General features: G+C 61.9%; 15 protein-coding genes. 12 read left to right on the top strand and 3 right to left on the bottom strand.

Going from position 1 to position 13,128, the window contains the following annotated elements; all coding sequences use genetic code 11:
- The first annotated feature begins 157 nt into the window (after positions 1–157).
- Positions 158–859 carry a pentapeptide repeat-containing protein gene (locus tag ATY77_RS16350; protein ID WP_088688245.1) on the top strand — a complete coding sequence of 234 codons (702 nt, stop codon included), beginning with the start codon at positions 158–160 and terminating at the stop codon, positions 857–859.
- A 61-nt stretch (positions 860–920) separates the two neighbouring features.
- Here ATY77_RS16350 and msrB read toward each other — a convergent pair whose 3' ends face one another.
- Positions 921–1,334 carry a peptide-methionine (R)-S-oxide reductase MsrB gene (gene msrB, locus ATY77_RS16345; RefSeq protein ID WP_088688129.1) on the bottom strand — a complete coding sequence of 138 codons (414 nt, stop codon included), beginning with the start codon at positions 1,332–1,334 and terminating at the stop codon, positions 921–923.
- Positions 1,335–1,523: 189 nt separating this feature from the next.
- Here msrB and ATY77_RS16340 point away from each other — a divergent pair, with 189 nt between their 5' ends.
- The 9 genes from ATY77_RS16340 to ATY77_RS16300 all read left to right on the top strand — a co-directional run bounded on the left by ATY77_RS16340 (position 1,524) and on the right by ATY77_RS16300 (position 8,769).
- Positions 1,524–1,739, top strand: a complete 216-nt coding sequence (locus ATY77_RS16340; protein WP_088688128.1) for a hypothetical protein — start codon at positions 1,524–1,526, stop codon at positions 1,737–1,739.
- A gap of 128 nt (positions 1,740–1,867) precedes the next feature.
- Positions 1,868–4,234 carry a putative monovalent cation/H+ antiporter subunit A gene (locus ATY77_RS16335; RefSeq protein WP_088688127.1) on the top strand — a complete coding sequence of 789 codons (2,367 nt, stop codon included), beginning with the start codon at positions 1,868–1,870 and terminating at the stop codon, positions 4,232–4,234.
- A 4-nt stretch (positions 4,235–4,238) separates the two neighbouring features.
- On the top strand, positions 4,239–4,658 hold the full coding sequence (locus ATY77_RS16330; RefSeq protein WP_088688126.1) for a Na(+)/H(+) antiporter subunit B: 420 nt from the start codon (positions 4,239–4,241) through the stop codon (positions 4,656–4,658).
- Positions 4,658–5,035 carry a Na+/H+ antiporter subunit C gene (locus ATY77_RS16325; protein ID WP_088674467.1) on the top strand — a complete coding sequence of 126 codons (378 nt, stop codon included), beginning with the start codon at positions 4,658–4,660 and terminating at the stop codon, positions 5,033–5,035. The genes ATY77_RS16330 and ATY77_RS16325 overlap by 1 nt, the downstream gene beginning before the upstream one ends.
- A gap of 156 nt (positions 5,036–5,191) precedes the next feature.
- The gene (locus ATY77_RS16320) at positions 5,192–6,745 is read left to right on the top strand and encodes a Na+/H+ antiporter subunit D (protein WP_088688125.1); all 1,554 of its coding nucleotides are present in this window, start codon (positions 5,192–5,194) and stop codon (positions 6,743–6,745) included.
- On the top strand, positions 6,742–7,215 hold the full coding sequence (locus tag ATY77_RS16315; protein ID WP_088688124.1) for a Na+/H+ antiporter subunit E: 474 nt from the start codon (positions 6,742–6,744) through the stop codon (positions 7,213–7,215). Before ATY77_RS16320 ends, ATY77_RS16315 begins: the two co-directional genes overlap by 4 nt.
- The gene (locus ATY77_RS16310) at positions 7,212–7,565 is read left to right on the top strand and encodes a cation:proton antiporter (protein ID WP_088688123.1); all 354 of its coding nucleotides are present in this window, start codon (positions 7,212–7,214) and stop codon (positions 7,563–7,565) included. The genes ATY77_RS16315 and ATY77_RS16310 overlap by 4 nt, the downstream gene beginning before the upstream one ends.
- Positions 7,562–7,897: a monovalent cation/H(+) antiporter subunit G gene (gene mnhG, locus ATY77_RS16305; protein WP_088674471.1), complete on the top strand. Its 336-nt coding sequence runs from the start codon at positions 7,562–7,564 to the stop codon at positions 7,895–7,897. Before ATY77_RS16310 ends, mnhG begins: the two co-directional genes overlap by 4 nt.
- A gap of 440 nt (positions 7,898–8,337) precedes the next feature.
- Positions 8,338–8,769 carry a MucR family transcriptional regulator gene (locus ATY77_RS16300; RefSeq protein WP_008528845.1) on the top strand — a complete coding sequence of 144 codons (432 nt, stop codon included), beginning with the start codon at positions 8,338–8,340 and terminating at the stop codon, positions 8,767–8,769.
- Positions 8,770–9,038: 269 nt separating this feature from the next.
- Here the strand turns inward: ATY77_RS16300 and ATY77_RS16295 are convergent, their stop codons facing one another.
- On the bottom strand, positions 9,039–9,461 hold the full coding sequence (locus ATY77_RS16295; protein ID WP_088674472.1) for a SufE family protein: 423 nt from the start codon (positions 9,459–9,461) through the stop codon (positions 9,039–9,041).
- A 265-nt stretch (positions 9,462–9,726) separates the two neighbouring features.
- Complete coding sequence (locus tag ATY77_RS16290; protein WP_088688122.1) at positions 9,727–10,215, bottom strand: DUF5330 domain-containing protein; 489 nt, start codon at positions 10,213–10,215, stop codon at positions 9,727–9,729.
- A gap of 452 nt (positions 10,216–10,667) precedes the next feature.
- Between ATY77_RS16290 and ATY77_RS16285 the strand changes: the two genes are divergently transcribed.
- Entirely contained in the window at positions 10,668–12,203 is a 1,536-nt protein-coding gene (locus ATY77_RS16285; RefSeq protein ID WP_088688121.1) for a HAMP domain-containing sensor histidine kinase, read from the top strand.
- Positions 12,175–13,095: a peptidoglycan-binding domain-containing protein gene (locus ATY77_RS16280; protein WP_088688120.1), complete on the top strand. Its 921-nt coding sequence runs from the start codon at positions 12,175–12,177 to the stop codon at positions 13,093–13,095. Before ATY77_RS16285 ends, ATY77_RS16280 begins: the two co-directional genes overlap by 29 nt.
- Positions 13,096–13,128 lie beyond the last annotated feature (33 nt).

Here is a 13,128-nt window from a genome sequence, read left to right as displayed (position 1 = left end):
CGCGGATGAACCGCCTGCCCGGGGTAAGATGTTGCTCCGGCAAATCCATTCCGAACGGGCGCTCGCCATCTTTTTATTGTATTCTGCGCTGTGTAGAAAAGTGAGGCAGCCTGCTTCGCAGATGCGGCCTGAGAGCATCATGGAGGTGAACATATCAATGGCAATGCACAGATCGCCGCTCGGCCTCCTTGCCTTCGCCTTTCTCGCCTTTGCCCCGATCTCCACGCGTGCCGCCGATTGCGGCAGCACGGCCTCGCCAAAGCTCGACTGGCAGGAATGCACCAAAAAGAACCTGATGCTGCAAGGCAGCGACCTTGAAGGCGCCAATCTCTTCGGCACCGATTTTTCGCTGACTGATCTCGCCGGCGCCAACGTCAAGTCCGCCAATCTCGAGAAGGCGACGCTGGTGCGCGCCTCGCTCGAAGGCGCCCAAGCCGGCGGCGCCAATTTCGCGAAGATCGAGGCCTACCGCTCCAGCTTTGCCAAGATCGTTGCCGAGGGCGCGTCCTTTGCCGGGGCCGAGTTGCAGCGCGCCAATTTTGCCGGCGCCAAGCTGACCGGCGCGAGCTTCGAGAAGGCCGAACTCGGCCGCGCCGATTTCGACGAGGCGGTGCTGACCGGAACGAAATTCTCTTTCGCCAACCTCTCCCGCGCCGATCTCTCCAACGCCACCTTCGAAGGCCCGGCGATGTTCGACCGCGCCTTCATGTTCCTCACCCGCATCGAAGGTCTGGATCTTTCGGCCGCCACCGGGCTCGAGCAGGCGCAGATCGACCTTGCCTGCGGCGATGCCTCGACCAAACTGCCGTCAGGCCTCGCCGCGCCGGCAACGTGGCCATGCCCGGCCGAGCAAGAGTGATCGCGCCAACGGCGTATCGTCGAGTTGCAGGCCTGGGTTTATTGCAACAGCTGCAGCGGACTTACTTCCCGGGCTCGAACACCATGGCGTGGCCATTGATGCAGTAGCGCAGGCCAGTCGGCGGCGGGCCGTCGGGAAAAACGTGGCCCAGATGGGCTTCACAGGTGCCGCAGCGGATTTCGGTGCGCACCATGCCGTAGGTCGTATCGCGATGTTCGGTCACGGCATCGGGCGACACCGCTTCGAAATAGCTCGGCCAGCCGCAGCCGGCGTCGAATTTCGTGTCCGAGCGGAAAAGCGGCGCGTTGCAACCGACGCAGCGGTAAAGCCCGGTCTCGAAAGAATCCCAGTAGGGGCCGGTAAAGGCGCGCTCCGTGCCGTGCTGGCGCGTGATGCGATATTGCTCGGGAGTGAGCTGCTCCTTCCATTCGTCATCGGTCTTGTGGATCCTGGCGGTGGTTGCAGTTTCGGACATGACGTGCTCCTTTTGCCGAGGGGCGGTTCCGTTTCGCAAGAAAATGTGGTGCCTCGTCCTGGCTTCATCAAGTCTGCGGCGCCGCGCCAGGAGATTCGCGGCATACCGCAATTGGGGGAAGACGCTTGGTTTTACATCCGTTAAGAATTTTCCGTTAGGGTTAATGTTACGTGCATTGAGGAATCACTGGTGTTTGAAGCCGCAATCTTCCTGCTCTATGGCCTGGTGGCCGCGGCCGCCATGGCGGTCACGATGTTGGAAGGCTGGGCCAACCACGACGGTTTGACGCTGCATCGTCTCGCCGGGCTTCTCGCCTGCCTGGTCTGGCCGCTGACACTCCTGCTCTTCATCCTGCACGGCTCTCTCGCGCGTCTGCTGACGCGCCTATCCCGATCAATGGCCTGACGGCCGCGGATATACCGACGCAATTTCACCTTGTGCTCGAAATTGCTTGAGAGGCCCTACCATTTCGCCTAAGTCAGAGGACGGGCCGGTTTCATCGGCCTTCGTCTATTGCCGGTAGAGGAGGAGACATGGCCGATGTCACGGCTCTGACATTTCTGGCCTTGTGTCTGCCGCTCGCCGGCGCTCTTGCTGCTCCCTTCGTCATTCGCATCTTCGGCGCAAACGGTGCCTGGCTGCTGGCGATCGCTCCCTTGCTCGCCTTCCTGCATTTCCTGCGTTTCGTGCCTGTCGTCGCGCGCGGCGAGGTTGTCATCGGCGGCTATTCCTGGGTGCCGAGCTACCATCTTTCCTTCTCCTGGTTCCTCGACGGTCTATCGCTGGCTTTCGCGCTTCTGATCACCGGCATCGGCACCCTGATCGTGCTCTATGCAGGCGGCTACCTGAGAGGCCACAGGGATCAGGGACGATTCTTTTCCTTCATCTTCCTGTTCATGGGGGCGATGCTCGGCGTCGTCGTGTCCGACAGCTTCCTGATGTTCTTCATCTTCTGGGAGCTGACATCGATCACCTCCTTCCTGCTGATCGGCTTCGACCATGAGCGCGAGGCGGCTCGTCGCGCCGCCCTGCAGGCGCTTGTTGTCACCGGCGGGGGAGGGCTCTGCCTGCTGGCCGGTCTGCTGCTCCTCTGGAATATCTCGGGCGTCACGGAGATGTCGCAGCTGATCCGCTTCGGCGATGCCGTGCGCGAAAGCCCGCTCTATCTCGCGGCTCTCATCCTGGTGCTGGGCGGCGCCTTCACCAAGTCCGCGCAGTTTCCCTTTCACTTCTGGCTGCCGAATGCCATGGAGGCGCCGACGCCTGTCTCTGCCTATCTGCATTCGGCCACCATGGTGAAAGCAGGCGTCTATCTGCTGATGCGGCTCAATCCGGTCATGGGGGAAACGCCTGCCTGGGAAATCCTTCTGCCCTTTTTCGGCGGGCTGACGCTTGTCGCCGGCACCGCGCTCGCCATCCGCCAGACGGATCTGAAGCTAAAACTCGCCTACACCACCGTCTCTTCGCTCGGCCTGCTCGTCATGCTGATCGGCTTCGGCGCGGATTATGCGGTGGAGGCGGCGGCGCTGTACCTTGTGGCGCATTCCCTGTTCAAGGGCGCTCTCTTCATGGTCGCCGGCATCATCGATCACGAGACCGGCACGCGCGATATCACCAGGCTCCGCGGCCTGCGGCGGGCGATGCCGCTGACCTGGATCACAGCGCTTGCGGCGGCGTTTTCGATGGCCGGCTTGCCGCCGTTCTTCGGATTTCTCGCCAAGGAGGAGATCTATACGGCGCTTGCCGGCGGCGATATCCGCGCGCTCACCTTTGTTTCGATCGCCGTGTTCGGCAACGCGCTGATGTTCGCCATCGCCTTTGCGGTGGCGCTGAAACCCTTCCTCGGCCGGCCGATGGAAACGCCGAAACATCCGCATGAGGCCTCCGCGCTGCTTTGGCTCGGTCCCGCCATTCTCGCCGGCCTCGGCCTGCTCGCGGCGCTCTTTTCGGCCTACACCCACGCCACCATATCCTCGCCGATATCAGCCGCCATCCGCCAGTCACCTGTCCATATCGACATTTCGCTGACGCCACATATCGGCGTGCCTTTGGCGCTTTCCATCCTGACCGTGCTGCTCGGCATCGGCGTCTATTGGCAGCTGGACCGCGCCCGCTTCCTGATGGCCGCTTTCCTGCGTGCGGCCGGTCCCGGCCCGGATCATGGCTTCGATGCCGCCATATCGGGCTTGGTCCGCTTCGCCGGCCGCGCGATGCGTATCCTTCAGCCGGGGCGGCTCGATATCTATATCACCTGCACCTTCCTCTGCGTCGCCGCCATCCTCATCGTTCCGCTTGTCCTTTATGATGAACTGCCGAGTCTTCCCGCTTGGCCGGCCGATGTCAGGCTGCATGAATGGGCGGTCTTCCTGATCGCCGTCCTGGGCCTTGCCGCCGTGCTCTTTGCCCGCGACCGGCTGACGGCAGTGGTCTCGCTCGGCATCCAGGGTTTCGCCGTCGCCGTCATCTTCCTGTTGTTCGGCGCCCCGGATCTCTCCTTCACCCAATTCATGGTCGAGACCCTGTCGGTCGTCATCCTCGCTCTCGTCATGACAAGGCTTCGGCTTTCTCCCGCCGACCGGCGCCCGCGCAAAGGGCGGCTGTTCGACGGCGCGCTTGCGCTTGCCTGCGGCCTCGGTTTCACGCTTTTGCTGATGCGGGCGACGCAGGCGCCGTTCAACGACGCGTTGACGGCTTTCTTCAATGCCTATTCCAAATCGATTGCCCATGGCGCCAACGTCGTCAACGTGATCATCGTCGATTTCCGCGGCACCGACACGCTCGGCGAAATCGCCGTCGTCGCGGTCACCGGCCTTGCCATCCTGGCGCTGATCCGCATCCGCGCCGGCACCGAGCGCAAGCTCGCCGCCAATAATCCCGATGCAATGGAAGCGGAGGGCTGATCGCGTGAACACCCTCATCTTCCGCACCGTTGCCCCGTTCCTCACCGCGCTGATGCTGCTCTTTTCGGTCTTCGTGCTGCTGCGCGGCCATAACGAGCCGGGCGGCGGCTTCATCGGCGGCCTGATCGCCGCCTCGGGGCTGGCGATTTACGGCATTGCCCGCGGTGTTACCGCCGTTCGCCGCGCCCTGTTCTTTCATCCACTGACGATCGCCGGCGCCGGCTTGCTGCTGTCGACGGTGGCGGGCCTTCTTTCCATCCTCTTTGCCGTTCCCTTCATGACCGGCCTCTGGATCTATCCGAGCCTTTTGGGCACGGAGGTGCCGCTCTCGAGCGTGCTGCTCTTTGATATCGGCGTCTATCTCGTCGTGCTCGGAGCCATCACCTCGATCGCGCTGGCCTTGGAAGAAAAGGAGGTGAAATAATGGAGCAGCTTCTGGCGATCCTCGTCGGCCTGTTCTTCGCCGCCGCCATCTATCTGATGCTGTCGAAATTCTCGATCCGCATCATGCTCGGCATCGCCATCCTCGGCAACGCCGTCAACCTGCTGCTCTTCACCGGCGGCCGGCTGACGCGCGAGGTGCCGCCGATCATCCCGGCGGGTCTCGACGCCTTGCCGCCGGGCACGGCGAACCCGTTGCCGCAGGCGCTTATCCTCACGGCGATCGTCATTTCCTTCTCCTTCCTCGCCTTCCTGCTGGTGCTGACCTATCGCGCCTATCAGGACCTCGGCACCGACGACACCAGCGAAATGCGCGCCGCCGAGCCCGACGACCGGCCGCTGCCGCCCCTGGGGTATTGACGCTGATGTCGCTGCGGATGCGGATGTTGACTCCCCTCTGCCCTGCCGGGCATCTCCCCCACAAGGGGGGAGATCGGCTGGAGGCGCCCGGCATTTCCTTCTCCCCGCTGGGGAGAAGAGGAACGCCGCATCCCGGAATGCTGGAGGCCACGCCTGATGGCTGCTCCCACCGCCACAGTCGATCTTTCCGCCGCCCTGATCACCGCCCCGGTGCCTGTCGAGAATTGGCTCGTCGTCCTGCCGGTCGCCCATTGCATCACGCTCGGCGCCGTCCTGCTGATGGTACGGGCACATCTGTGTCTGCAGGCCTGGCTTGCCATATCAGGTCTGCTGCTTCTGGCCCTCATGGACGCAGCGCTGCTTGCGAAAGTTGCGACCGAGGGGCCGTTGACCATGGTCATGGGGCGCTGGCTGCCGCCGTTCGGAATCGCCTTTACGGTCGATCTCCTCGGCGCACTGATGGCGTTTACGGCAGCCCTCGCCGCGCTCGCCGGCGGCCTCTATGCGCTGGCCGATATCGGCGAAAGCGGCCGGCGATACGGTTTCTTCCCGCTGCTCCTGCTGCTGATGGCGGGCGTCACCGGCGCCTTTCTCACCGGCGACATCTTCAATCTCTATGTCTGGTTCGAGGTGCTGCTGATCTCCTCATTCGGGCTGATCATTCTCGGCTCCGAGCGCGAACAGATCGACGGGGCGCTGAGATATGCGGTGCTCAATCTCATCGCGACGACGCTGTTCCTCATCGGCGTCGGCATTCTCTATGCCGTCTTCGGCACGCTCAACATGGCCGATATTGCGGCGAACGTCGCGGACTTGCGCGGCGCGGCGCCGCTGATGACGTTGGCGAGCTTGTTTCTTCTCGCCTTCGGCATGAAGGCTGCGGCCTTTCCGGTCAATTTCTGGCTGCCCGCCGCCTATCATACGCCGCGCATCGTCGTCTCGGCGCTGTTTGCCGGTCTGCTCACCAAGGTCGGCATTTATGCTCTGATCCGGGTGATGATCATGCTGTTGCCGGTGGAGCGCGAAGAACTGAGCCTCGTGATCGCGCTTGCCGCCATCGCAACCATTCTGGTCGGCGCCTTCGGCGCGCTCGCCGAAAACGATATCCGCAGGCTGTTCGGCTATGTCGTCATATCGGGCATCGGCAATATGCTGGCCGGCGTCGCGCTCGGCAGCCCCGGCGGCATCAGCGGCGCGGTCTTCTATGCGCTTCATTCCATCGTGCTGATGACCGCGCTCTACCTTGCCGCCGGGGAGATCGCCCGGCGGGGCGGCGGTTTTTCGCTTTCGGGCCTCGGCGGGCTCTACCGGCAAAGCGGCGGTTTTGCCGCGCTTTCCCTCGTGCTCTTCCTGGCTGCCTGCGGCCTTCCGCCCTTTGCCGGATTCTGGCCGAAGGTCATGCTCGTCAAAGCCTCGCTCGATGCCGGCGCCTGGTGGCTGGCGGCTTCGATCCTCGCGGGAGGGTTTCTGATGACGATCGCCTTCGGCCGCCTCTTCTTGCTCGCCTATTGGCGTCCCGCACCGATGGCGCTCCTCCCGTCGAAAGCATGCTGGCGCACCGGCCTGTCGCTTGCCGCACTGACGGCGCTCACCATCGGCTTCGGCATCCTGCCGGAACAATTGCTGAAACTGTCGCAATCGGCCGCTGCCGGCATTGCCGATCCGCAGGCCTATCTTCATTCGGTTTTCCCGGAGGCAGGCCCGCCGTGACCGTCTTTCTTTTCAACCTGCTGCTTGCCATTGCCTGGGTTGCCGTCACCGGCAGCGCCTCGCTGCTCAATCTCGTCTTCGGTTTCCTGCTGGGCACCCTGGCGCTCATCATCATCCGTGAACCTTTCGGCAGCACAGGATATCTGCGTCGCGCCCGACGCGTGCTGTCGCTTGCGGCTTTATTCCTGAAGGAATTGTCGCTGTCGGCCTGGAAGGTCACGGTCACCGTCCTTTCGCCTGACATGAAGCTGAAGCCCGGCATTTTCGCCTTTCCGCTGACGGTAACGACCGATTTCGAGATCACCTTGCTGGCAAACCTCATCACCCTGACGCCGGGAACGCTTTCGGTCGATGTCTCGCCCGATCGCCGCACGCTCTATGTCCATGCGCTCGACTGCTCCGATCCGGAAGCGACGAAGCGGGACATCGCCAACGGGTTCGAACGCAAGATCATGGAGGCCTTCCGGTGATTACGCCCGCCGCCATCATCGCGGCCGCATCTTCGACCGCGCTCGTCATCCTCGGTCTGGCGCTGCTTCTGACCGTCTGGCGCGTCGTCGTAGGGCCGACCTTGCCGGACCGCATTCTTGCTCTCGACATGCTGACCGGGATCGCCATCGGTTTCATCGCCGTCATTGCGGTCAAAACGGGCTTTTCGCTCTATATCGATATCGCCATTGCGCTCGGCCTCGTCGGCTTCCTCGCGACCGTCGCCTTCGCCCGCTTCATGCTGGCGCGCGGCAGCATCAAATCTGCGCCTTCTCCAACTGCGGCAAAAGCTGGCGCGAAGATCCGCCGGGCAGGGAGGAAGCGCAAATGATCGATTCCATCGTCGCTGCCATCACCGCTTTGCTGCTGATATCAGGCGCGCTTTTTGCTCTTTCGGCGGCGATCGGCCTGATCAGGCTGCCCGATCTTTATACGCGCATGCACTCCGCCTCGAAGGCGGGCACTGTCGGCTCCGGCCTGCTGCTCTTTGCCGCCGGCCTCTATTCGCAGGATCCGGCGATTCTGCTCCGCGCCATTGCCGGCTTCGTCTTCTTCCTGCTGACGGCGCCTGTTTCCGCCCATCTGCTCGCGCGCGCCGCTCACCGCTCGGGATATGATCTCGGCGGTGTCTCGGTACGGGACGATATGCGCGATGGCGGCTGAAAATATATCCTCTTCGGCGCCTTCATCAGTTTTACGCGAACTTATGCACAGGATGGAACGAGTAAACCTTGCCGCAGGCCTCTTCAATTCTTCATTGGCCATTTTTTCTCAAGAAAAACGACAAATAATAATTGGCGTTTCGGCCAAACGATGGTATTTGAAAATGTAAGTAGAGTTCTGATTGTGAATGACAATCGTACTGCTTCCAAGTCCCTCAGTTTTGATTTTTCATGTCTAACTGGGGCCATCGCCTGGGGCATGACGTAGTGGTTTTCCGTCAGGCAGTATAAGAACAGGTCTCGCTCTTCGGAATCTAGGGGTGGATTTCGCGTTTTTCGGAACAGAAGGTCGCTTCCTGTGCTTTTGCTGTTCGCTTCTACGAGGCGGGTCTTTGACGAGTCAGTCATAGACCGTTTGTGCATGCTAACAGGAGAAAGAGTATGACGGATATAGCGACCGGCAATGGGCCGGAGCTGCTTGTGGAACTGACGGCCGACATCGTCGCGGCTTATGTCAGCAACCATGTTGTGCCGGTCAGCGACCTGGCCAACCTGATTTCCGACGTCCATTCGGCATTGAGCAACACGTCCGTACCGCAGCCCGCTGCGGCGATCGTCGAAAAGCAGAAGCCTGCAGTTTCTGTCCGCAAGTCCGTGCAGGACGAGCAGATCACGTGCCTGGAATGCGGCGGCAATTTCAAATCCCTCAAGCGTCACCTGATGACCCACCACAGCCTCTCGCCGGAAGAGTACCGCGAGAAGTGGGACCTGCCGACCGATTACCCGATGGTAGCGCCCGCTTATGCCGAAGCGCGTTCGCGCCTCGCAAAGGAGATGGGCCTCGGGCAGCGCCGCAAGCGCGGCCGCGGCTGAGCTTTTCCGAAAGCAACCAACGACAAAAGCCGGGTCCTGTGCCCGGCTTTTTTGTATGCATTCAGGACGAGGAAAATAATCTCTCCAGTATTTCGAGCCCTTCGCAGATGATTCGTCTGGACGGCGAGATATTATGAGTAGCGCCAGCCTTATGCTTTCGTGAAGGGCGTAGAATGTATTCCCATACTATCAGCAAGTGTTAATATACTGGATTCGCGGCTGCATTTCCGAATCGATGGGTCTGTAAATGCTTGCGAAATCAGTCGCGTTCAGGCCGCAGCCCGAACCCTTGCCTCTTCCCGGATTCTGTTCACCATCGACCGCAGCCCGTTCGAACGCTGCGACGATAGGTTCTCGACCAGGCCGATCCTCGAGAATATCTCGAAGGCATCGAGGCCGGCAATTTCGGATGCCGCCTTGCCGGAATAGGTGGCAAGCACGATGGCGACGAGCCCGCGCACGATATGGGCGTCCGAATCACCCTCGAAACTCATGATGGGATTGTCGGGATCACCCGCCGTATGCGTGACCAGCCAGACCTGGCTGGCGCAGCCCATCACCTTGTTCTCCGAGGTGCGCTTTTCCTCGGCCAGTTCAGGCAGCGCCTTGCCCAGCTCGATGACATAGCGGTAGCGGTCTTCCCAATCATCCAGGAAGGTGAAGTCGTCGATGATCTGGTCGAGGGATGCCATGCGAGAGCCTTTCACTATTAAGAGTGCATATAGGTGAAAGACCGGCGAATTTGAACCGTTAAAAAGAAACGCCGTGAGGGATGGGCATCCTCACGGCGCAGCAATATGCTGAATTGAAACAGGGCAGGCACGTCAGGCATGGGGCATTTCCGCGTCATGCGGACCACCGATGCAAGCTCGAACAATTCCGGCAATGGCGTGAAGCGGTTTGGGCTCGGAATTGTGTAAAAAAGAAATGCTGTGCGGAAGACCCGCGGAAATTTCGTCAGATCGCCGGCTTCGGCGTCGGCAGCGGGATCGCGCCGGTCACCACCGTCTCTGCCGTCTCATCATTCTCGACCGGCGGGCGGTAAGGCATCGGCTGGTTGAGCGCGGCCTTCGCCTCGCGCACCTTTTCCTGGAGCGAGGGCGAGGCGAGGGAGGGCAGGGCCGCCGGGGCTGTCGGTTCGGCAAGCTTTGCGGTCGCCGGCGCCTCGTCCTGGAACTGGCTGTCCAGCAGTTCATAGGCAACGCGGGCGCCTTCGCGGGCCCGGTAGCCGAGTGCGGTGAAGGTCTCGGCGCCCTTGACGCAGACCTCGGGCTTTTCCGAGCACATGCCTGTGAGATAGTCATAGGCGCCGCTGGCCGCCGTAAACGCGTCGGAAAGTTGCAGTTGCGGGCCGCCGGCGTGCTTATCGGAACCTTCCGTGCTGAAGACGGAAAGAAGCACGAGCACAAGGCCAAACCAGAAGGATCCTTTGATCAGAAACCACATTGTCGTTGCCCATCCTGTTTGTCCCCGTTCGGTCTTGTTGCCGAATCAGGCCGGTTGTCCGGTGTGTTTTCACCCTACCGGCAAGTTGCGAACGCCGCTTTTCGAAACTCACGCGCATTTGCGGCAAATTTAGTTCAAATTTTAGCGACCGGTATTTGAGCCGCATTTTAGTCGAATGCGAGCAATCGGCGTTAAGTATCAGGGCAGCACCTCCTTGCAATTGCAGGGCTTTTGCGAGCTCGCCTTGCCACAGGAGTTAACGCTATGCTGAAATATGAGGAAAATCCGTCGCTTACCTGCTATTAACCACAAAAGGCAAAGAGCCTGCCAGATGCCTCAAAACGGGATTTTCGGCTCTTTCCAGCTGTGAAGAGGGCTTTTGCCTTATCCTTTCTTTAAGCCGCCAAGGCCTATTGTCCGGATCAACAGACAGCCTTTTCGGCGGGTATTGCGTGCGTGTATTGGGTGACATTGGCGGCTGGATAACGGCCCTCGTAGACCGGGCGGCGACAAGCTGGCTTTCCCGGACGGGAGGCGGCGAAGCCGTGCGCCAACGCGAGCTCGTAATCCTGCGCCGCCTCGTCCTGCTCTCTTCGGCCGCCCTCGTCGCCGCTCCGATCGGCCTTTCGACCGTCACCAGCCCGGCCGTCGCCCTGCCGGCGGGCGTCGCCATGGTTTGCGCCGCTTTTCTCTTTTCCGCCGTCGGCAGCATCGCGCTCGCCCGTCAGGGTTCGCCGGCTGGCATTGCCAATCAGTCGGCCGAGGATTTCTTCCTCGCGGTTACACCAGGCCTCGTCTTCTTCCTCGACGCGCACGGCAGCGTGGCGACCGTCGGTGGCCGCGACCGCTGCGATTTCCTCGCCTGGATGCGCGATCCCAAGGGCAGAGGCTTCATTGAACAGGTGCATGTCTCCGACCGCATCCTTTTCCTGCAGGCGCTCGATGAGCTGCGCCGGGGCGAGGAGACGGCGAGCGTCGATCTGCGGCTCGACCGGCCCCCGGTCGGGCGCGGCCAACGCCAGTTCGCGCATCTGAGGATGGATATGACCGCTCGGCGCGACGCCGACGGCGAACTTGCCGCCGTCATCGCCCAGTTGCGCGATGTCTCCGTCGAGCAGCAGCTGCGTGACGAAGCCCAGAACCGCGCGGCCGATGCCGAATCCGCAAACGACGCCAAATCGCGCTTCCTTGCCGCGGTCAGCCATGAGCTGCGCACGCCGCTGAACGCCATCCTCGGTTTTTCCGACATCCTGATCGGCGAATATTTCGGCAAGTTCGAAAACGATCGCCAGCGTGAATATGTCGGCCTGGTCCGCGAATCCGGCGCGCATCTGCTGTCGGTCGTCAACACCATGCTCGACATGAGCAAGATCGAAGCCGGCCGCTACGAGCTGATCCTGGAACCCTTCGATATAGGGGGCTCCGTCAAATCCTGCGAATCGATGCTGGCATTGCAGGCCAAGACCAAGGGCGTCACCCTGACGAGCCGCATCCAGCGCGGCATCGGCGAGATCGTTGCCGATCAGCGCGCCATCCAGCAGATCCTCATCAACCTTGTCGGCAATGCCGTGAAGTTCACGGAAGCCGGCGGCGTCGTCTCCCTCGATGCGGCGGTGCGTGACGGCATCCTGAAGCTGACGGTCAGCGATACCGGCATCGGCATCCCGGCCGACAAGCTGGCAATGCTCGGCCAACCCTTCGTCCAGATTCAGAACGATTACACCCGCCGGTTCGAAGGCACCGGCCTCGGCCTTTCGCTGGTCAAGGGACTGGTGTCGCTGCATGGCGGAAACTTTGCCATCGCCAGCCAGCCGGGCGAGGGCACGATCATCACCATCGAGATCGCAGCCGACGGCTCGGGCGCCACGTGCACCGACGATGCCGGCCATGGCGCAACTGTCGAGTTTCCGCCGCGGCTGAAGGGCGTGGTCAATACCGGCGTAGAAGAGGGGCATTTCGATGGCCGCGCGCAAGCGAAAATCGCCTAAGGGAAAGAGGGGACGGCAGCAGCCGGGCCTTTTGATGACGGGTGCGGCTGCCCTCGGCGGCCTCAGCCTACAGGGCGCGTCCGTGCTCGGCGGCGTCATCGGCCGCAATCCGTCCGTTGCCGGCGGCACCATCGCCTTCGTCGTCATCTTCTCCTTTGTCGCCGCCAATGCGCTCTGGTATCAGCCGGGCCTGCATCCGCACCCGATTTTCCGCACCCGCGATCCGCAATCTCCGAATGTGCTCGGCGCCCGCCGCCCGGCCGAGGAGCAGCAGGGCGACGTGACCACCTTCCGGATCGAACGGCCTGAGGATGCAACCGCCACCAACGCGACGCCGGCTGCGGCCGCAGCCGGTCAGCAGCCGAGCCAGCTCGTTATGGATATCCAGCAGCAGCTGGTTCGCCGGGGCCTCTATAACGGCACGCCCGACGGCATCATCGGGCCTCGCACCAGCGCGGCCATCCTTTTCTTCGAAGAAACCGTCGGCATGGCCCAGAGCGGCGATGCGACGCCGGAGGTTCTTGCGGCGCTGAAGACCGACGCCGCCGGCCCTTCGACCGTGCCCGCGGAAAAGCCGCTCGAGGATGTGAGCTCGAAAGCCTCGTCGGAAGATCCGGTCGCAGCGGCGATCCGCAGCGCCGAGAAGACGATCAAAACGGCTCCCGCTGCCGCAAAGCAGGTTCCATCAAGCGAAATCTCCAATGTCGATCTGGTGCTGAAAATCCAGAAAGGCCTTTCCAACATGGCCTACGCCAATGTCGGCGTTGACGGCGTTGCCGGCGAGCAGACCCGTGCGGCCATCCGCCATTTCCAGAAGCACTATAATCTGCCAGAGAACGGCGAGCCCAACGAGGCAGTGCTGAAGAAGCTCAGGGAAATCGGCGCGATCTAAGCGAAGTGTGCGCCGTTGCGCTTTGTGTTGTCC

Source organism: Rhizobium sp. R634 (genome assembly GCF_002211305.1).
In the GTDB taxonomy this organism is placed as follows: domain Bacteria; phylum Pseudomonadota; class Alphaproteobacteria; order Rhizobiales; family Rhizobiaceae; genus Rhizobium.
Note: the sequence above shows the minus strand (reverse complement) of the source record. Positions and strands in the feature narration are given on the sequence as shown.

Bases quoted from the DNA above. Each gene is read 5' to 3' on its own strand.
- ATY77_RS16295 (WP_088674472.1), bottom strand. From the start codon at position 9,461: ATGGCATCCCTCGACCAGATCATCGACGACTTCACCTTCCTGGATGAT.
- ATY77_RS16320 (WP_088688125.1), top strand. From the start codon at position 5,192: ATGGCTGCTCCCACCGCCACAGTCGATCTTTCCGCCGCCCTGATCACC.
- ATY77_RS16325 (WP_088674467.1), top strand. From the start codon at position 4,658: ATGGAGCAGCTTCTGGCGATCCTCGTCGGCCTGTTCTTCGCCGCCGCC.
- ATY77_RS16350 (WP_088688245.1), top strand. From the start codon at position 158: ATGGCAATGCACAGATCGCCGCTCGGCCTCCTTGCCTTCGCCTTTCTC.
- mnhG (WP_088674471.1), top strand. From the start codon at position 7,562: ATGATCGATTCCATCGTCGCTGCCATCACCGCTTTGCTGCTGATATCA.
- msrB (WP_088688129.1), bottom strand. From the start codon at position 1,334: ATGTCCGAAACTGCAACCACCGCCAGGATCCACAAGACCGATGACGAA.
- ATY77_RS16335 (WP_088688127.1), top strand. From the start codon at position 1,868: ATGGCCGATGTCACGGCTCTGACATTTCTGGCCTTGTGTCTGCCGCTC.
- ATY77_RS16290 (WP_088688122.1), bottom strand. From the start codon at position 10,215: ATGTGGTTTCTGATCAAAGGATCCTTCTGGTTTGGCCTTGTGCTCGTG.
- ATY77_RS16300 (WP_008528845.1), top strand. From the start codon at position 8,338: ATGACGGATATAGCGACCGGCAATGGGCCGGAGCTGCTTGTGGAACTG.
- ATY77_RS16280 (WP_088688120.1), top strand. From the start codon at position 12,175: ATGGCCGCGCGCAAGCGAAAATCGCCTAAGGGAAAGAGGGGACGGCAG.